This is a genomic window from Mesorhizobium sp. M0659 (genome assembly GCF_040320605.1).
Taxonomy (GTDB): domain Bacteria; phylum Pseudomonadota; class Alphaproteobacteria; order Rhizobiales; family Rhizobiaceae; genus Mesorhizobium.
On sequence record NZ_JAMYPY010000005.1, the window covers coordinates 322,418 to 341,441 of the forward strand.

Below are 19,024 nucleotides of genomic sequence, written 5' to 3' on the forward strand. Positions count from 1 at the left end.
CTCAATGTATCCCTTCGATCATCTGGTACGTTTTCAGATCGTGGATTGCCTGTCAACGCACCCGATCGTACATTGTTTGCGAAACCCGTGTATGATATCGGGCTAAATGATGTACTAATCGGGGGAGCCGGCTTTGGCCGAAACAAGCGATTTCAAAGCAGAGCCACCCGCGGGGATTGATCCCATCGCGGCGTCCAGCGAGGGCGCCTCGCTTTATGAGCTGATCCGGGAAGACATCATCGAGGGACGGCTCGCCGCCAACGAACGGCTTGTGGTCACCGATCTCGCCCGGCGTCACGGCACCTCGACCAACCCCGTACGCGAGGCGCTGCAGCTGTTGCGAGGGGAGGGCTTCGTCACCTTTGTCGCCAACCGTGGCGCCCGCGTCCGACCCATCGATCAGGATTTCGTCCGGGATATCTACGAGATCGGAGTCCTAATCGAGCCGGCCCTGACGCGATGGTTCGTGAACATGGCGACCAGCGAGGACATCGCCGAACTCGAACGCATCCAGGCTCTGATCGAAGAGAACAACTTCACCGACACATTGCGGCACAGTGAACTGGATACCGCCTTCCACACCGTAATGTACCAGCGTCACTACAACCGCCATGCCGCCGAGCTTTGGTGGAAGCATCGCGAAGTGCTGCGGGCCGTGAGCCGCCGTTTCAATTTCACGCTCGCGCGGCGGGCCGCCATCATGCGTGAACACCGCGAGCTCATCGCGCATATCAAAGCGGGAAATGCCGACGAGGCCGCCGAACTCATTGCCCGCCATGTCGAGGGCTCCGGCCGGCACGTTCTCGAACAGATGCGTGCGCGCAATGCCGCTCGGGCCGGATAGAATTCCAGCCCAGAACATCATTGGTCCAGCCATCAGACAGAGGTAGTTGAGAGATGAAAATCACGAGCGTTCGGCCGTGGCTGATCAAGTCCGATGCTTCCTATTGGGGAGAGTTCCTGTTCGTCGAGGTGACGACCGACGAAGGGGTGAGTGGCTGGGGGGAAATCACCACCACCACAAGGCTCGCCAACCGCGCGCTCTGCACGATCCTGCGGCAGATCGGTGTTGCCGTCACAGGCGAGGATCCGGCGCGCATCGAGCATCTCTGGCACAAGATTTTCCGCAGCTTCACCTATATGGGCAGCCGCGGCGCCGCTGTCGAATGCGTGAGCGCTATCGACATAGCGCTCTGGGACATTCGCGGCAAAGTTCTCGGCAAGCCGATCTACGAGCTGCTGGGCGGTCCGGTACGCGATGAAATCGCGCTCTATACCCACCCCAACCAGGCCAAGTTTACCAGCAAGGAGGCTGTGGTCCGCGAAATTCGAGACATCGTCGAATCCGGACACACCGGGCTGAAGTTCGATCCTTTCCCCCACCAGGGTCGCACCGCCGATGGCGTGGCGCGCGAACAGCGGGACGGCTACCTGGATGGCAGCATGACCCGCAAGGACGAGCGCGAGGCCGCCGAACTCACGGCCCTGATCCGCGAAACGGCGGGGCCCGATGTCGACATTCTGATCGATGCGCATGGCCGCTTCGATGTGCCCACCGCCATTCGCCTCTGCCGGAGCCTCGAGGAAGCCGGCCAGATCGACTGGTTCGAGGAGCCTTGCCCGCCCGAGAGCCTCAATGCCCTCAAGCAGGTGCGTGAGAAGGTCAGCGCCGCCATCTCGTGGGGCGAGCGCGGCCACACCAAGTGGGATTTCGTGCCCGTGCTCGAGAACAGGCTTGCGGACTACATCATGCCGGACGTTACCTGGACCGGCGGCATTACCGAACTGAAGAAGATTTCCGCCCTGTGCGAAGCCTACTATATCCCGGTCTCGCCCCATGACGCCGCGGGACCGATCAACGTGGTTGCGGGAGCGCAGGTGATGATGACGGTTCCCAACTTCTACAAGCTCGAAACGTCGGAGTGGAACCTCGATAAATACAATCACCTGATCGACAGACCGCTCGAGGTTTCGAACGGCAGTCTCAAGCTCACGTCGAAGCCGGGCCTGGGCGTCGAGATGAACCGCGACTACCTGCAGGCCCACGAGATAGAGCTTGGCTAGCAACGCTTGTGCCGGCCGGGCGTGCGGGGCGCCACCAATCAGAACGAGGATCAGCCATGGCAAAGACGGGTAGCGCCGGCGAGGCGCTCAATCGGGCAAATACGAACTCCAGGCCGAGCGACCTGCGCATCACCGACCTGCGCGTCGCCGAGATCGTCGGCGCACCGTTCACCTCCGCGCTGATCAAGATCTACACCAACCAGGGCATTGTCGGCCTGGGCGAAGTGCGCGACGGCGCCAGCGCGACCTATGCGCTGATGCTGAAGAGCCGGTTGCTGGGCGAGAACCCTTGCGACGTCGACCGGCTGTTCCGGCGCATCAAGCAATTTGGTGGCCATGGACGGCAAGGTGGCGGCGTCTCGGCAGTCGAGATCGCGCTTTGGGACCTCGCCGGCAAGGCGTACGGCGTGCCGATCTACCAGATGCTGGGCGGGCGGTTTCGCGACAAGGTGCGTGTCTATTGCGACACCGATGCGGACAAGCCCAGCGGCACGGAGACCGGAAAGCGGCTCAAGGCGCGGATGGATCTCGGTTTCACCTTCCTCAAGATGGACCTCGGGCTGGCGCAGATCTCCCATATCCCGGGCGCAGTGGTGGCGCCGGCCGGCGTGCTCGACGGTTTCCGCAGCCATGCCGCTCGCGGCCCGGCACGCACGCTGGACGAGCGCCGGGCGCGCAACGCCGCCTATGATGCGCAGAACGTGCCGCATCCCTTCACCGGCCTCCATTTCACCGAAAAGGGCCTCGACCTGCTCGATCGATATATCCACGAGGTCCGCGAGGTGATCGGCTACGAGGTCCCGCTCGCCATCGACCATGTCGGCCACATCTCGCTGCAGGACGGCATCCGTCTGGCCCGGCGGATCGAGAAATACGCACCGGCCTGGCTCGAGGACGTGATCCCCTGGCAGTACACCGAGCAGTATCGGCAGTTGCAGCAGGCGACCTCGGTGCCGATCTGCACGGGTGAGGACATCTACCTCAAGGAAGGCTTCGAGCCGCTGCTCAACGCCGGCATCTCGGTCATCCATCCGGATCTGCTGACCACCGGCGGCATTCTCGAGACCAAGAAGATCGGCGACGCGGCGCAGGAGCATGGCGTCGCCATGGCCATTCACATGGCGGAAAGCCCGATCGCGGCAATGGCCGCCGCGCATGTCGCGGTGGCGACGGAAAACTTCATGGCGCTCGAATATCACAGCGTCGAAGTCGACTGGTGGGACGATATCGTCACCGGCCTGCCCAAGCCGCTGGTCAAGGACGGCTTCATCACCGTGCCCGACAAGCCTGGTCTGGGCATCGACGACATCGTCGACGAAGTGATCAGCCAGCACCTGCAGCCCGGCGTCACCGGCATCTGGCAACCGACCGATCACTGGGACGACGAATATTCCTGGGACCGCACCTGGAGCTGACTCTACACTTCTCTCCTCGGAGGGAGAGGTGAACAGAAGGATGGACCATGATCTACGAACTTCGCATTTACGACTGCGTGCCGGGCCAGCTGCCGGCGCTGCTCAAGCGTTTCAACGACCATACCTTGGCGCTGTGGGATAGACACGGCATCCGCCAAGCCGGGTTCTTCACCACGGTGGTCGGCGAAAACAGCAATCGACTGACCTATTTCGTCGCCTGGGAATCCCTTGCCGAACGCGAAGTGAGATGGAAGGCCTTCACCACCGATCCGGCATGGCTCAAGGTCCGCGACGAGTCCGAGCGCGATGGCCCGATCCTGGCCAATATTTCCAGCCAGTTTCTCGCGCCAACCGCCTTCTCGTCGGTGAAATAGAGGACATCATGAAGATCACCGATCTCAGGTGCGCCGTCATCGGCAGGCACCCCATCGTGCGCATCGTTACCGACGAGGGCCTGTATGGCCTCGGCGAGGTCGAGTACACCAAGCCTTATCTGAAACCTTGGGTGCTGCATTTCCGCGACGCGCTGATCGGCGAGGACCCGACCGATGTGGAACGTTGCATGCTGAAGATCCGCCAGCGCGGCTCGTTCAAGCCCTACGGCGCCGCCGTCAGCGCCATCGAGCACGCGCTGTGGGACATCGCCGGCAAGGCCGCCGGCGTCCCGGTCTACAAGCTGCTCGGCGGCAAGGTGCGCGACAAGGTGCGGGTCTACAACGGCTCCATCCGCAAGAAGCGCACCGGCGACAGGCCGGAGGATTACGCGGCCGACGTCAAATGGATGATGGAGCGGCCGGAAGGTTTCTTCATGGTCAAGCAGGGCATCTCCTTCCATTCCAACATGAAGACCACCGTGCCCGACTTCCACTACGGCGTGCGCCAGCCGCCGACCTATCACGGCGCGATGGACCAGGGGCAGATCAGCGAGCGCGGCATGGCGCATATGATCGACTGCGTCATCGCCATGAAGGAGGTGCTCGGCGACAAGGTCTCGCTGGCGCTGGATTGCGGCCCCGGCTGGTTCCTGCCGGACGCCATCCGCTTCGCGCAGGCGGTGGAAAAATACAATCTGATGTGGCTGGAGGACATGTTGACCGGCGACTACGTGCCGTGGGTCAATCCGCAGGCCTACCGCGAACTCACCACATCGACGTCCACCCCCATCCACACCGGCGAGCAGATCTACCTGCGCCATAACTTCAAGGAACTGATCGAGACCCAGGCGGTCCGTGTCATCGGTCCGGACCCCGCCGATATCGGCGGCATCGCCGAGCTCAAATGGGTGGCGGAACACGCCTATATGCACTCCATCATGATGGCGCCGCACGGCACGGCGAACGGCCTGCTGGGCCTCGGCGCGCTGATCAATGTCTGCGCCACGCTGCCGGCCAACTACATCGCCTTCGAATATCCCAGCGCCTCCGACCCGTGGTGGGAGGACATCGTCATCGGCCTGCCCAAGGGGCAGATCGTGAAGGACTCCATGATCGACCTGCTCGAAGCGCCGGGACTGGGTGTCGACATCGATGCCGAAGCAGCGAAGAAGTACCTTGCGGAAGAGGACGCCGGTTTCTTCGACCGATAACGATCCGACGCGACCTGAGCGGCAAGGGCTATCGAAGGGCTCGCATACATGGGTTAGCGTCCACGCGGTGCCGCCTATTTCGTTTCGGGCAGCATCTCGTCCATCAACTGCTTGACGGCGTCGGCAGATCTTTTCATCCCGGTTTCGTCCATGGTCCAACCGGCGAAGCGTTCCAGCAAGGTGGCGAACGTTACCAGGTCCTGCTCATCCCATTGTGCCAGTGAGCCGGCGAAAATCCGCCATTTGGTCTGGCGCACCGCCGCCACCAAGCGCTCGCCCTTGGCGGTGAGTTTGAGGCAGATGCGCCGGGCATCGCGTTGCGATGCGACACGGCACGCATAGCCGCGCTCGACGAGGTCGGCAGAGATGCGGCTGGCGCGCGACGGGTCGATCTCGAGGCGCTCGGCGATGACGCCAACCGTCACCTCGTCCTGCTGGTTATCGCTGAAAACCGGATTGTTCGCGATGGCGCCGATCGCATCGAGATGGCTCACTTCCAGCGAAGGGTCTACGCGCGCCAGGATCATGCGGCCGAAGTTGCGGCGCTGGATAGAGCGACGCACCTTGCTCATTACCGCATCGATGGCGGCCACGGCCTCGGCCGCCGGTTCGGACAGGCCGCTGCCGCGCGCCAGATCGGCGAGATCCCGGTCGCCGCGCGTCTGGAACAGGGCTGGAAATCGGTCCGGACTGCCGGATGCGTTGCTGCTCATCCCATAGCGCGTTAGCAAGATTATATGTAGATGTCAATTATATGCTACGCGCACATATCTGGTTGACACCTCCTGGTTGCGGGCACATAAATCGCGCCCCAAGTTACGGAGACACCGATGACTGTCGAGCAGACGCTGCCGGATGCGCGGCCCGTGGAGGCCCAAGCCAGGCCCGACCTTACGACCTTGATCGTCTATTTCGGCGCGTTGGTCGCCATGTTCATGGCCACCATCGACATGCAGATCGTCGTCACCGCCTTGCCCACCATTGCCGGCGAACTCGGCAATCTGCATTTGTTTGGCTGGGTCGGTGCCGCCTACCTGCTCTCGACCGCCGCGGTCTCGCCATTCTACGGCAAGCTTGGCGACATGTATGGCCGCAAGAATGTCGTGCTGACGGCGATCGGCTTGTTCCTGGTGGGCTCGCTGGTCTGCGGCATGGCTTGGTCGATGGAGAGCCTGATCGCCGCGCGCGTGCTGCAGGGCATCGGCGGTGGCGGCTTGATGGTCTCGGCCTTCGCCATGATCGGCGAACTGTTTTCGCCGCGCGACCGCGCGAAATACCAGGGCTACAGTTCGGCGGTGTTCGCGCTGTCATCAGTGCTCGGCCCGTTGGCCGGCGGCTACATCACCGGCCTGTTCGGCTGGCGCTGGGTGTTCCTGGTCAATCTGCCGATAGGGATCATCGTGCTGGCTGTGCTGGCCTTCGCCATGCGCAGCCGGTTCAACGAAAAACGGCACCGCATCGACTATCTCGGCGGCGCGCTGCTCGCCACCGGCACGACGGCGATTGTTTATTGGGGCTACCACGTGCTCGACCCCAGCGGACCGGACCTCATCACCTTCGCGCTGCCGCTGCTGGCACTAGGCGCCATCACCTTGTTCGTCATGGTCGAGCGGCGGGCCGAAGAGCCGATCGTACCTCTGCGGCTGTTCGGCAATTCGACGGTCAGCATCGTCTCGGGCGTGTCGCTGGTCGCCGGAACGGTGACGCTGGGCATGTTCTTCTATTTCGCCCTCTACATGCAGACGCTGACGGGTCTCAGCCCGGCCGAAGTCGGCTTCCTGTTCCTGCCGGCGTCGCTGACATCGATGGTCATCTCGATCGTGGCCGGGCGGGTGATCGCGGCAACCGGCCGCTACAAATGGATGCCGGTGGTCGCCATGGGTATTGGCGGGTTTCTGATGCTGGGCTTCGTCCTCACCAACCAGCACACGTCGATCTGGGTGCTGGCGACGATGATGGCAGTGTTCGGCATCAGCATGGGTCTGCAGTTCCAGGTGCTGATCGTGGCGATCCAGGCGGCAGCACCGCTGCAGGATATCGGCGCGGTGACATCGCTGATCACCCAGGCGCGGACGCTCGGAGCATCGCTCGGACTGGCGCTGAACGGCGCGGTGATGATCTGGGCGCTGAACCGGCAGACAGCCGAGCTTCCTGCAGACGCCGCCGCCCTGCTGCCGGGTGGCCTGAACGGGTTGACGCCGCACCTCGCATCGAGCCTGCCGGGCGCGATCCGCGAAGTGGTGCTCGACCATTACTCCAGTGGCTTCAACGTGATGTTCATCTGGGTGGCGGCGCTCTATTTCGTCGCCATGGGGCTGACGCTGCTGCTCGAGGACAAAGAGATCCCGAAGCGGGCCTGAGCCAGAGTATGTCATGCGCTGGGCTTAGGCATTTGGCGATGATCTGAAATCACCGAGGAGGACAGCCATGATCATCGACACCCATCTGCACCTGATCGACCTGTCGGCGCTGCGCTATCCCTGGCTTGGCGGCGTGCCGGCGCTCAACCGCGATTTCCCGCATGCGGAATACGCGATCCAGGCCCGCCGCGCCGGCATCGAGGCCGCGCTGCACATGGAGGTCGATGTCGATGAAGCCGACATCCAGGCCGAGACCAGCCATGTGAAGGCGCAGTCGCTGGAGAAGGGCAGTCTGTTGCGCGGGGCGATCGCCTCCTGCCGCCCGGAGGAGGCCGGTTTCGCCGCCTATCTCGAGCGCCAGCAGGCCGATCCCTTCGTCAAGGGGTTCCGCCGCGTGCTGCACGTCATGCCGGACGAGCTTTCGGACAGCGCGCTGTTTCGCGAAAACATCAAGCGGCTTGCCGGCACAGGCCTGACCTTCGACCTCGTCGTCCTGCCGCATCAGATTCCAAGGGCGGTTGCGCTCGCTGATCTGGCGCCGGATGTGCAGTTCGTGCTCGACCATTGCGGCGTGCCCGACATCAAGGCCAGTGCGGAACATCCGTGGCGCGAGCATATGACCGAGATCGCGCGGCGTCCCAATGTCATCGGCAAGATCTCCGGCGTCGTCGCCTATGCCCATGCCGGCTCATGGACCGTCGAGACCTTGCGCCCCTATGTCGAGCACACGATCGGCATTTTCGGCTGGGACCGCGTCGTGTGGGGCAGCGACTGGCCGGTGTGCACGCTTGGCGGTGGCCTTGCCACCTGGGTGGCGGCGACACACGCGCTGATCGCGGGCGCCAGCCCTGAGGAGAGGACGAAATTGCTGTCGGGCAATGCCAAGCGGATGTGGAAGCTGTAGCGCGGTCGGACACCGATTGCCTGCAAGCGCGCAGAACGCCATCATAGCGCTACTTCACGCCAATACCTGCCGTCAGGCCGCCATCGATCCTGTAGTCCGCGCCGGTGCAGAAACCGGCCTTCGACGAGCACAGGAAGGCGATGAGTTCCGCCACTTCCTCCGGTTCACCGATACGGCCGAGCGGATGCGCCGCGCCGAAGCGCTTGTAGGCCTCTTCGACATCGGCATCGCTGCCGCCGTCACCGCGCGCAGCCTTCTCCAGGATCGGCGTGCGGATCGAGCCCGGGCTGACCGAATTGACGCGGATGCCTGATGCCGCGTAGTCGAGCGCCAGCGAGCGCGTCAGCGTGTGGATGGCGCCCTTGGTCGTGGCATAGGCGGCGACGTTCTGCTGGCAGGCAAAGCCCTGCACCGAGGCGACGTTGACGATGGCGCCGCCTCCGCGCTTGATCATTTCCGGAATGCCGAAATGCGCGGTCAGGTAGATCGAGCCGACATTGACCGTCATCGTTCGGTTCCAGGTTTCCCAGTCGGTGGTCGTCGCCGTGCCATAGGGATGGACGGCGGCTGAATTGACGATGACATCAAGGCCGCCGAACCTTGCGACGCCAGCCGCCACCGCGTCGCGCACCTGGTCGGAGATGGACACATCGGTTTCGATGACCAGCACCGCAGCTCCAGCGCTTTCCAGTTGCGCTTTCATCGCCGCATTGGCGCTGCGGTCGATGCCGCAGGCGATGATTGCGGCGCCACCGGCCGCAAGGCGTCTGGCGGTTGCCAGGCCAATGCCGGTCGTCCCCGTCACCAGGGCGACCTTGCCGTCGAAATCCATCATTTCTAAAAACTCTTCCATTTTCTATCGACTCCCATCGAGGTCCAACAATAAGTTGCCAACCTCTCGCAGAAGGAAAGCCGAAAATGGAACAATGCTGGCGCTGGTATGGGCCCGATGATCCGGTGACGCTCGATCATGTCAAGCAGGCGGGCGCCACCGGCGTGGTCTCGGCGCTCCACCATATCTATGACGGCCGGGCGTGGCCTGAGGCCGAAGTGCTGGAGCGCAAGCGCATTATCCAGGAAGCAGGACTGACCTGGTCGGTCGTCGAGAGCATTCCGGTCCACAATTCCTTCAAGATCGGCGCGCAGGAACGCGAGCGCTATGCCGGCTATTACCGCGATTCGATCCGCGCGCTGGCCAAGGCCGGCATCGCCACGATCTGCTACAATTTCATGCCGGTGGTGGACTGGACCCGCACCGATCTAGCCTGCCGTCTGCCGACGACAGGCTACGCCCTGCGTTTTGATGCCGTTGATTTCGCCGCCTACGATCTGTTCGTGCTGAAGCGCAAGAACGGAGCTGACAGCTACACGCCGGCGCGTATTGCGCAGGCGGAAGCGCGGCTGAAGGAATTGCCGCCCGAGAAGATCGACCAGATCGAGCGCAATCTGATCGCCGGCCTGCCGGCTACAGAGCGCAAGTATGACCGCGACAGTTTTCGCGAGGCGCTTGCGGACTATGACGGGATCGGGCCGAAGGAGTTGCGCGACAACCTCGCGTGGTTCCTGCGCGAGATCATTCCGGTGGCGGAAGAGGAGGGGGTGCGCATGTGTATCCACCCCGACGATCCGCCGTTTTCGCTCTACGGCCTGCCGCGCGTCGTTTCGACCGCCGAGGATGCGCGTTTCATTCTCAATGCCGTCGACAGCCAGGCCAATGGGCTGACGTTCTGCACCGGGTCCTACGGCACGCGCGCCGACAACGACATCGTCGCCATGGTCAAGGAATTCGCCGACCGCATCCACTTCGCCCATTTGCGCAACATCACCATCGAGGATGACGGCTCGTTCTACGAGGCCGAGCATCTCGAAGGCGGCACCGACATGGCGCATGTCATCCTGGCGCTGATGCAGGAGGAGGCGCGCCGCCGCAAGGAGGGCCGCGCCGACTGGCAAATCCCGATGCGGCCGGACCATGGCCACCTGCTCGCCGACGATATCGGCAAGACAAGGATCAATCCCGGCTACTCGCTGATCGGCCGCCTGAAGGGCTTGGCCGAATTGCGCGGCATCATGCGGGCCGTGGAAACGTTTGGGCTGGCTTGAAGGGGCAACGACTGCGTTCAATGCCGACGCCGGCTCAGCGTGCGTCGCTGTAGATAATGCGGCCGGCGCGGACGCAAGACACCTCCGATTGCCAGGTTGACAGAAAGCTGACAATGTATCATATCCGAAAAAGCTGACTATGTATCATATTATCTAGCGCTAGGAGAAAGACCGGCAAAGCCGGCGCCCCAGGGAGGCATCGTGGGAGAGGCTATCAGCCAGTGGAGCAATTGGTCGGGCTATGTCACGGCCACGCCGCAGGCTTTTGCCGAACCGCAGAGTCTCGATGAGCTGAGTGGTGCCATTCGCAACGCGCCGGGACCAGTTCGATTTGTCGGCACGGGCCATTCCTTTACGCCGCTGGTCAAGAATGACGGCACCATCCTGTCGCTCGACCGCTTCGAGGGCCTGAGGTCGCACGATCCCGAAAAACTGACGGCGCGGGTCGGCGCCGGCACCAAGATCGGCGCGCTGGCAAAGCTGTTGCACGGCGTCGGCCAGGCGCTGCCGAACATGGGCGACATCGACAAGCAGGCGTTCGGCGGGGCGCTGGGCACCGCCACCCACGGCTCGGGCATCACGCTCGGCGCTTACCATACCCAGCTCGAGGCGATGCAGATCGTCGACGGGCGTGGCGCGCTGAAAGAGTTCGACCGTGCCAAGAGCCCCGACATGATCGAAGCCATGGGCGCTTCGCTCGGCGCTTTCGGCGCCGTCACCGAAGTGACGATCCGCAACGTGGCGAGTTACCGGATGCGGCACCGCCGCTGGACGGCGCCGATTGCCGATGTGCTTGCGCAATTCGAAAGCACCATGACGGCGCATCGTTCGGCCGAGTTCTACTATGTGCCGTTTTCCGGCCAGGCGCTGCTGATTGCCAGCGACATCACCGAGGCGCCGGCGACGGTGCGTCCGCCGACGGAAGACGACGATGCGGTGACGACGCTGAGAAAACTGCGCGACTATCTCAGCTGGCTCCCTTGGCTGCGCCGCCGTCTCATCGGCTCGGCCTTCGCCAAGGTGCCGGCCGAGGATTATATCGAGGAGTGGCTGAAGGTCTTCACCTCCGAGCGCAACGTCAAGTTCAACGAGATGGAATACCACCTGCCGTTCGAGGAAGGGGCGGCCGCACTCAGCGAAATCATTGCGCTGCTCGAGACGCGGTTTCCAGAGGTCTATTTTCCGATGGAGGTGCGCGTCGTCGCGCCCGACAATGTCTGGCTCAGCCCCTTCTACAAGCGCCCAACCTGTTCCATCGCCATCCATCACGGCGTCGAGCGCGATCCGATGGCGTTCTTCAACGCCGCCGAGCCGATCTTCAGGAGGCGCGGCGGCCGCCCGCATTGGGGCAAGATGCACAGCCTGACATCAAGGGAATTGAGCGCGCTCTATCCGCGCTGGAACGATGCGATGGCGGTCCGCCGCGAGATGGACCCGGACAACCGCTTCGTGTCGCCCTATATTGCCAGGCTGCTCGGCGTCGCGGCATGAGCCTGACCGACACCTATTTCGCGGAAATGTCGGGCGCGCTCAGGGCAGCCGGGATCTTTCAGCCTTGCCTGGTGCTCGATCTCGACCGGCTCGATCACAACATCGCTGCGATCAAGGCGAAGTTCGCCACGGGCCTCGATCTGCGCCTCGTCGACAAGTCGCTGCCATGCCTGCCGCTGATCGACCATATCCGCGCGGCGTTTGCGACCGACAGGCTGATGACCTTTCATCTGCCGATCAGCGCCGAGATGCTGAAAGTGTTTCCCCAAGTCGATCTCCTGTTGGGCAAGCCGATGCCGGTTGCCGGCGCCAGGCACGCGCTGACGAAGGGCGTTCTCGCCGGGCTCGGCGAAGCTACGTCGCGCATCGTCTGGCTGATCGATACCGAGGAGCGGCTGGCCGCCTATGGCTCGCTTGCCGCCGAGCTCGACCGCGAGCTGCGCGTCTGCTTCGAGGTCGATGTCGGCCTTCATCGCGGCGGTATCAGCGATCCCGACTCACTGGCCCGGGCAGTTTCCGCGTTGGCGAATTACCCGCGGCTGAAATGCGAAGGCGTCATGGCCTACGAGGCGCATATCGGCCATATCCCCAAACTGCTGGGAGGACCGGCCAAGGCGCGCGTCAAGGCGATCAGCCTGTTTCGCCAGTATGTCGCTTGCCTTGCCGCCGACCAGCGCAAGATCCTCAATCTTGGCGGCAGCAGCACCGCATTGCTCTATGACAGCTGGGTCGGCGCCAATGAATTGTCCATCGGATCGGCTTTTATGCTGCCGACCGATTTCGATGTGCCGAGCCTCAGCCAATTGCGGCCTGCCGCATTCATCGCGACGCCGATCCTGAAAGTGGTCGATGTCCAGGCGCCGGGCCTCGACCAGCGCTCCTGGCTGCTGCAGAAGCTCGGGCTGTTGCCGCGGCGCGGCTGTTTTCTCTATGGCGGAAAATGGATGGCGAAGCCCGTCCATCCCGTGGGGATGAAGACCGACAAGACGTTCGGCTTTTCGACCAATCAGCAATTCATGGCGCTGCCCGACAACGTCAATGTCGGGCCTGACGACTACGCCTTCCTGCGTCCGACCCAGAGCGAATTCGTGCTACAGCAGTTCAGTTCGATCCAGGTCTATTCCGGCGGGAAATTCGTCGAGCAATGGGCCGCACTGCCGTTTTCGTAGAGCAATTCCAGGAAAAGTGTGAAGCGGTTCCGTCCGGAGTTGCGTCAAACAAAGAGACCGAAGTGGAGGAGGATAGGATGGTCGCCAAGGCAGTCAAAACTCAGCCCGTGCAGCCTGAATGGGCAGCCGAACTCGACCTCGCCCTCACCGATCTCGACGCCAGGAAGGACGACTGGGCGCAGACCTCGAATGGCGAGCGGATCGCCTTGCTGCGGCAGGTCAAGGATCACATCCGCGAGGTCGCCGAGGCGTGGGTCAAAACCGCGACGCGCAAGAAGGGCATCCCGACCGGCTCGCCGCTGGAAGGCGAAGAATGGCTGGCTGGCCCGGCGGCGCTGATGGATGGCTGCAACCAGTTCATCCACACGCTCAGCCTGATGGAGGGCAAGAAGTTTCTCGACAGACTGCCGGTCCGCACCTTGCCTAGCGGACAGGTGGCGGTGATGGTGGTTCCGAATTCGCTCTGGGACAAGGTGTTGTTCACCGGGCTGAAGGCCGAGATCTGGATGCAGCCCGGCGTGACCAAGGCGAACCTAGCCGCAAACACCGCATCGGCCTATGACGCGCCGCGCACCAGCCGCAAGGGCAAGATCGGCCTCGTGCTCGGCGCCGGCAATTTCGCCTCGATCGCGCCGCTCGACTGCCTGCACAAGCTTTTGGTCGAGCACCAGGTGGTTCTGCTCAAGATGAACCCGGTCAACGACTATCTGATCGATTTCCTGCGGCCGGCGCTGCGGCCGCTGATCGAATTCGGTGCGCTGCGCATCGTGCGCGGCGGCGCCGATGTCGGCGCGTATCTGTGCAACCACGATCTCGTCGACGACATCCACATCACCGGTGCCGCCGCCTCGCATGACGCGATCGTCTGGGGGCCTGGCGAGGAGGGCCGCAAGAACAAGGCGGCGGGCACGCCGCGCAACAGCCGGCGTATCACCTCTGAGCTTGGCGGCGTGGCACCGACCATCGTGGTGCCCGGTCCGTGGTCGGATGCCGATATCGCCTACCACGCCGAACTGATCGCCACCCAGAAGCTCAACAATTCCGGCTTCAACTGCATCGCCTGCCAGATGCTGGTTCTGCCCGAGAACTGGGACAAATCCGACGCGCTTTTGGCGGCACTCGGAAAGGTGATGCAGAAAGCCCCGTCGCGCCCGGCCTATTACCCTGGCGCGACCGAGCGCCTCGCCGCCTTCGAGGCGCATGCCGACACGGTACAAAAATTCGAGCGGCCTGGCGGGCCTGCCTGCGTTGTGGTGCCGTTCCGGTCGGGCACGGACGCCTATCTCGAAAATGCCGAGGTGTTCGCGCCGGCGCTCAGCGTCATGCGGCTGCCGGCGGGCAATGCGGAATCCTATCTGCGCGCCGCTGTCGCCTACGCCAATGAAAAGCTGCACGGCACGCTTGCCGCCAACATCCTCATCCATCCCAGGACGATCGCCGAGATCGGCCGGCAGCGCTTCGAGGAAATCGTTGCCGAACTGCGCTATGGCGGCATCGGCATCAATTCCTGGAGCGGTGTTCTGTTCGCGCTGCTGCGCCCGACCTGGGGTGCTTTCCCTGGCCACACGCTCGACGATGTGCAGAGCGGCATCGGCGTCGTCCACAACACCTATTTGTTCGACAAACCGGAACGCAGCGTGCTCGAAGCGCCGTTCCGCATCATGCCGAAGCCGGCCTGGTTCCTGACCCACAAAAGGGCACACATGGTCGGCCGCCTGATCACCGACTTCAACTACCGGCCGAGCCTCATGAAGCTGCCGCGCATCATCTGGAACGCGCTGCGCGGCTAGCAATGAGCATCCGATATCAAAAACAAAGCCGGGCAGGAGTTACGACAATGGCTGACGCGGATGCAATCATCGTTGGCGGCGGGCTGGCCGGCCTGGCCGCAGCTGCGGAACTCGGCGATGCCGGCAAGCGCGTCATCATCGTCGAGCAAGAGGGTGGCGGTTTTCTCGGCGGCCAGGCATTCTGGTCGCTCGGCGGCCTTTTTTTGGTCAACACGCCCGAGCAGCGCCGCCTGCGCATCAAGGACAGCCGCGACCTCGCCTGGCAGGATTGGCTGGGTTCTGCCCAGTTCGACCGGCCCGAGGACCATTGGCCAAGGAAAGTGGCGGAAGCCTATGTCGATTTCGCCGCCGGCGAGATGCGGCCGTGGCTCTACGCCATGGGCATGCGCTGGTGGCCGGTGGTCGGCTGGGCCGAGCGCGGCGGCGCGCTGGCCAATGGCCACGGCAATTCAGTGCCGCGCTTCCACCTGACATGGGGCACTGGGCCGGGCGTGGTCGCGCCGTTCGAAAGGCGCGTGCGCGAGCACGTCGCCAAAGGGCTGATCACTTTGAAATTCCGTCATCAGGTCAGCCGGCTGATCAAGACCAACGGCGCGGTCACCGGCGTCGCGGGCGAAATCCTGGAGGCATCCGATGTCGAGCGCGGCAAGCAGTCGAGCCGCACGGCCGTCGGCGATTTCGACCTTTCGGCCGGTGTCGTGATCGTCACCTCCGGCGGCATCGGCGGCAATCATGAGTTGGTTCGCAAGGTCTGGCCGGTCCGGCGGCTGGGGCCAGCGCCGAAGCGTATGGTTGCCGGCGTGCCGCACCATGTCGACGGCCGCATGGTGGCGATCACCCAGGACGCCGGCGGGGCCGTCATCAACGCCGACCGCATGTGGCACTATGTCGAGGGGATCAAGAACTGGGATCCGATCTGGCCGAACCACGGCATCCGCATCCTGTCGGCGCCGTCGCCGCTATGGTTCGATGCTCTGGGACAACGCATGGAGGCGCCGTTCTTCCCGAGCTTCGATTCGCTCGGCACCTTGAAGCGTATCCTGTCGACGGGACACGATTATTCCTGGTTCGTGCTGAGCAAGACGATCGCTTCGAAGGAGTTCGTGCTGTCGGGTTCGGAGCAAAACCTAGACTTTACGGCCAAGGATTGGCGGGCCGTGCTGAAGAACCGGCGCGGCGGCAAGGCGCCACCATCGGTGGCAGCGTTCCTGGAAAAGGGCGAGGACTTCGTCGTCCGCGACAACCTGGCCGACCTGGTCGCCGGCATGAACGCGCTGTCAGGCGACAATCTGCTCGACTATGACCGGCTCAAGGCGCAGATCGTGGCGCGCGATCGCGAGGTCGACCATGCCTATACCAAGGATGCGCAGGTCACAGCCGTCCGCGGCGCCCGCAACTACATCGGCGACAAGATCTTCCGGGTGACCAAGCCGCACAAGATACTCGACCCCAGGCACGGGCCGCTGATCGCGGTGCGCCTCAACATCCTGACGCGCAAGACGCTGGGCGGCCTGCACACCAATCTCAATTCGCAGGTTCTCGATGGCAATGGCGCGCCCATTGCCGGGCTCTATGCGGCAGGCGAGGTGGCCGGCGGCGGTGGCGGCGGCTATCACGGCTACAATGCGCTGGAAGGGACATTTCTCGGCAGCTGCATCTTCTCCGGCAGGAACGCAGGCCGGCACGCCGCGGGCAGGTGACGCGGCTGGCGGGCCAAGAAAAGGTCGATGAGAACAGGACATCCGCCATATTCCATGGATAGCGACTGCTTTCGATCGGATGTCAAAGGCATCAACCAGCGTGATGTTTGCAAGCAACCACTGCTAGTTAAAATATGTATTCCGGTTGCATTTACTTGCAGGCGTCGGTCTCTTGCCATGCGTCGAAAATTTTGACGCCGCTGCTTGCCGCAACCCAGGCGGTCAGCCAGTTGCGGCTTGCCGGCGCCGACGGTTCCCATGCGCTGGTGCTCGGCGCTGCGGCCCATCAGAGGCCTGCGTTACGCTGGCGCCACCGCGAAATCGAACCCGAGGTCCTGAAGGCCTGGCCGCAAGGTCGGCCGGGCTACCACTCGGCGAAGGAGCCGTCCTTGTGACGCCAGACCGGGTTGCGCCAGCGGTGGCCTTCCTTGGCGCGTTCCTTGACGTAGTCCTCGTCGATTTCGACGCCGAGGCCGGGACCATCGGGGATTGCGACATAGCCATCCTCGTAGCGGAAGACGTCCTTGTTGGCGGCATAGTCGAGCAAATCGTTTGCGGCGTTGTAGTGGATGCCGAGGCTCTGTTCCTGGATGCAGCAGTTGTAGCTGACGGCATCGAGCTGCAGGCAGGCGGCGAGCGCGATCGGGCCGAGCGGGCAGTGGGGCGCCACCGCAATGTCATAGGCCTCGGCCATCGCTGAGATCTTGCGGCATTCGGTGATGCCGCCGGCATGCGACAGGTCTGGTTGGATGATGTCGACGGCGCCCTGTTCGAACACCGATTTGAAATCCCAGCGGCTGTAGAGCCTCTCGCCGAGTGCGATCGGCGTCGAGCCGAGGGCGGCGATCTCCTTCAGCGCCTCGCGATTTTCGCTCAGCACCGGCTCCTCGATGAACATCAGCCGGTAGGGTTCCAACTCCTTGACCAGCATGCGCGCCATCGGCCGGTGGACGCGGCCGTGGAAATCGACGGCGATGCCAATGTTGGACCCAACGGCCTCGCGCACCATGGCGACTCGTTCGACAGCCGCATCTATTCTGTCATGGCTGTCGACGATCTGCAGTTCCTCGGTGCCATTCATCTTCAGCGCCTGAAAACCGCGCGCCACCACTTCCCTGGCGCCATCAGCCACTTCCGCCGGCCGGTCGCCGCCGATCCAGGAATAGACCTTGATGCTGTCGCGCAGCTTGCCGCCGAGCAGTTCGTGCACAGGCACGCCGAGCGCCTTGCCCTTGATGTCCCACAGCGCCTGGTCGATGCCGGCAATGGCGCTCATCAGGATCGGCCCGCCGCGGTAGAAGCCGCCGCGATGCATCACCGTCCAATGGTCCTCGATCAGGCGCGGGTCCTTGCCGATCAGATAATCGCCAAGTTCCTTGACCGCTGCCTCGACCGTCAGCGCACGGCCTTCGACCACAGGCTCGCCCCAGCCGGTAACGCCGGCATCAGTCTCGATCTTCAGGAACAGCCAGCGCGGCGGGACGATGTAGGTGGTGAGCGAGATGATTTTCATGCTGGTCTCAGTTGTTCTTGAGTTTCTTGGCGCTGACCAGGTCGCGCGCCGCAAGGTCGAGGATCCGGCCTGCCGCCGCACGCGCCGCCGCGGCATCGCGCATGCGCAGCGCCTCGACCACCTCACGGTGCGCCGCCACCGCTTCCATGCGCCGGGCGAGCGAAATGGTCGCCGTTGCTTCGAGCGAGAATTTCAGCCCGGTGTCGATCAGATTGCCGATCTGGCGGAAGATCGGGTTGTGGCTCGCGGCATAGACGATCTGGTGGAAGGTGATGTCCGAGCGCGAGAAGGCGGCGAGATCCTCGCCGGCATTGGCCATGCCGCGCCAGGCGGCTTCGAGATCGGCGATCTCCTGCAGCGTCGCACGAGTCGCCGCCAGTTCAGCTACCAGAGGTTCGATGGCGCGGCGCGTTTCGAGGATGGCGTCGAACAATTTGTCGTCCAGCGCATGCGGCGCGTGCCAGGCCAGCACCTGCGGGTCGATGATGTTCCAGTTGTCCTGTTCACATACAACCGTGCCGATGCGCGGCCGCGACAGCACCAGCCCCTTGGCGGCCAGCACCTTCAGCGCCTCGCGGATGACGGTGCGGCTGACGCCATATTCGACGCCGAGTTCGTTTTCGGTCGGCAGAGACGAGCCGGCGGGATAGCGTCCGGAAAAGATGTCTGAGGCAAGCGCCTTGGTCACATCGGGCATGACGCGCGGGCGGCGGGTGTCGCCTGATGCCTTCTTCGAAGTTTCGGTCACCTCAGCCCTCCTCCAAGGCGGCGAAACCACTGATCTCGCGTCCCCGGTCTTACCGGATGCGGATGATTTGCGCCAGCGATCCCTGGTCAGAGCATGTAGCTCAATTATCATACCAGATCAATTGACGAGTATGATAAAAAGAATTAGAGACTCTGCATCCGGGCTGAGCGCCCGGCCATCGC

Annotated in this window: 16 protein-coding genes; 12 read left to right on the forward strand and 4 right to left on the reverse strand. The window is 63.4% G+C overall.

What is annotated here, in order from left to right:
• The first annotated feature begins 133 nt into the window (after positions 1-133).
• The 5 genes from NKI31_RS11340 to NKI31_RS11360 are packed head-to-tail and all read left to right on the forward strand — an operon-like array spanning position 134 to position 5,064.
• Positions 134-844, forward strand: a complete 711-nt coding sequence (locus NKI31_RS11340) for a GntR family transcriptional regulator (protein ID WP_023748094.1) — start codon at positions 134-136, stop codon at positions 842-844.
• Between the two features lie 53 nt (positions 845-897).
• The gene (locus NKI31_RS11345; RefSeq protein ID WP_023748095.1) at positions 898-2,064 is read left to right on the forward strand and encodes a mandelate racemase/muconate lactonizing enzyme family protein; all 1,167 of its coding nucleotides are present in this window, start codon (positions 898-900) and stop codon (positions 2,062-2,064) included.
• Between the two features lie 56 nt (positions 2,065-2,120).
• Positions 2,121-3,479, forward strand: coding sequence for a mandelate racemase/muconate lactonizing enzyme family protein (locus NKI31_RS11350; protein ID WP_023748096.1), 1,359 nt, complete (start codon positions 2,121-2,123; stop codon positions 3,477-3,479).
• Between the two features lie 47 nt (positions 3,480-3,526).
• Positions 3,527-3,853: an NIPSNAP family protein gene (locus NKI31_RS11355; RefSeq protein ID WP_023748097.1), complete on the forward strand. Its 327-nt coding sequence runs from the start codon at positions 3,527-3,529 to the stop codon at positions 3,851-3,853.
• Between the two features lie 8 nt (positions 3,854-3,861).
• Complete coding sequence (locus tag NKI31_RS11360; protein WP_023748098.1) at positions 3,862-5,064, forward strand: mandelate racemase/muconate lactonizing enzyme family protein; 1,203 nt, start codon at positions 3,862-3,864, stop codon at positions 5,062-5,064.
• A 74-nt stretch (positions 5,065-5,138) separates the two neighbouring features.
• On the opposite strand, the gene NKI31_RS11365 is transcribed toward NKI31_RS11360, so the two are convergent.
• Positions 5,139-5,777, reverse strand: a complete 639-nt coding sequence (locus NKI31_RS11365) for a MarR family winged helix-turn-helix transcriptional regulator (protein WP_023704652.1) — start codon at positions 5,775-5,777, stop codon at positions 5,139-5,141.
• A 117-nt stretch (positions 5,778-5,894) separates the two neighbouring features.
• Between NKI31_RS11365 and NKI31_RS11370 the strand changes: the two genes are divergently transcribed.
• Together NKI31_RS11370 and NKI31_RS11375 are read left to right on the forward strand one after the other, a co-directional pair.
• Positions 5,895-7,424, forward strand: coding sequence for an MDR family MFS transporter (locus NKI31_RS11370; RefSeq protein WP_352651510.1), 1,530 nt, complete (start codon positions 5,895-5,897; stop codon positions 7,422-7,424).
• A gap of 67 nt (positions 7,425-7,491) precedes the next feature.
• Positions 7,492-8,328 (forward strand): amidohydrolase family protein, encoded by an 837-nt coding sequence (locus tag NKI31_RS11375; RefSeq protein ID WP_352651511.1) that lies wholly within the window; start codon positions 7,492-7,494, stop codon positions 8,326-8,328.
• 49 nt (positions 8,329-8,377) lie between these two features.
• Here NKI31_RS11375 and NKI31_RS11380 read toward each other — a convergent pair whose 3' ends face one another.
• Positions 8,378-9,163, reverse strand: a complete 786-nt coding sequence (locus NKI31_RS11380; protein WP_023681201.1) for an SDR family NAD(P)-dependent oxidoreductase — start codon at positions 9,161-9,163, stop codon at positions 8,378-8,380.
• Positions 9,164-9,246: 83 nt separating this feature from the next.
• Here NKI31_RS11380 and uxuA point away from each other — a divergent pair, with 83 nt between their 5' ends.
• The 5 genes from uxuA (at position 9,247) to NKI31_RS11405 (ending at position 16,581) form a co-directional block, all read left to right on the forward strand.
• Complete coding sequence (uxuA, locus tag NKI31_RS11385) at positions 9,247-10,431, forward strand: mannonate dehydratase (RefSeq protein WP_023704654.1); 1,185 nt, start codon at positions 9,247-9,249, stop codon at positions 10,429-10,431.
• Between the two features lie 201 nt (positions 10,432-10,632).
• A complete protein-coding gene (locus NKI31_RS11390) occupies positions 10,633-11,922 on the forward strand; it encodes a D-arabinono-1,4-lactone oxidase (protein ID WP_352651512.1) in 1,290 nt (429 codons plus the stop codon).
• Positions 11,919-13,091 carry an alanine racemase gene (locus NKI31_RS11395; RefSeq protein WP_031207959.1) on the forward strand — a complete coding sequence of 391 codons (1,173 nt, stop codon included), beginning with the start codon at positions 11,919-11,921 and terminating at the stop codon, positions 13,089-13,091. The genes NKI31_RS11390 and NKI31_RS11395 overlap by 4 nt, the downstream gene beginning before the upstream one ends.
• A gap of 77 nt (positions 13,092-13,168) precedes the next feature.
• Positions 13,169-14,881, forward strand: a complete 1,713-nt coding sequence (locus tag NKI31_RS11400; RefSeq protein WP_352651513.1) for an aldehyde dehydrogenase family protein — start codon at positions 13,169-13,171, stop codon at positions 14,879-14,881.
• A 47-nt stretch (positions 14,882-14,928) separates the two neighbouring features.
• On the forward strand, positions 14,929-16,581 hold the full coding sequence (locus tag NKI31_RS11405) for an FAD-binding dehydrogenase (protein ID WP_352651514.1): 1,653 nt from the start codon (positions 14,929-14,931) through the stop codon (positions 16,579-16,581).
• Positions 16,582-16,945: 364 nt separating this feature from the next.
• Here NKI31_RS11405 and dgoD read toward each other — a convergent pair whose 3' ends face one another.
• Positions 16,946-18,094, reverse strand: a complete 1,149-nt coding sequence (gene dgoD / locus NKI31_RS11410) for a galactonate dehydratase (RefSeq protein ID WP_352651515.1) — start codon at positions 18,092-18,094, stop codon at positions 16,946-16,948.
• A gap of 7 nt (positions 18,095-18,101) precedes the next feature.
• Positions 18,102-18,791, reverse strand: a complete 690-nt coding sequence (locus NKI31_RS11415) for a FadR/GntR family transcriptional regulator (RefSeq protein ID WP_245259915.1) — start codon at positions 18,789-18,791, stop codon at positions 18,102-18,104.
• Positions 18,792-19,024 lie beyond the last annotated feature (233 nt).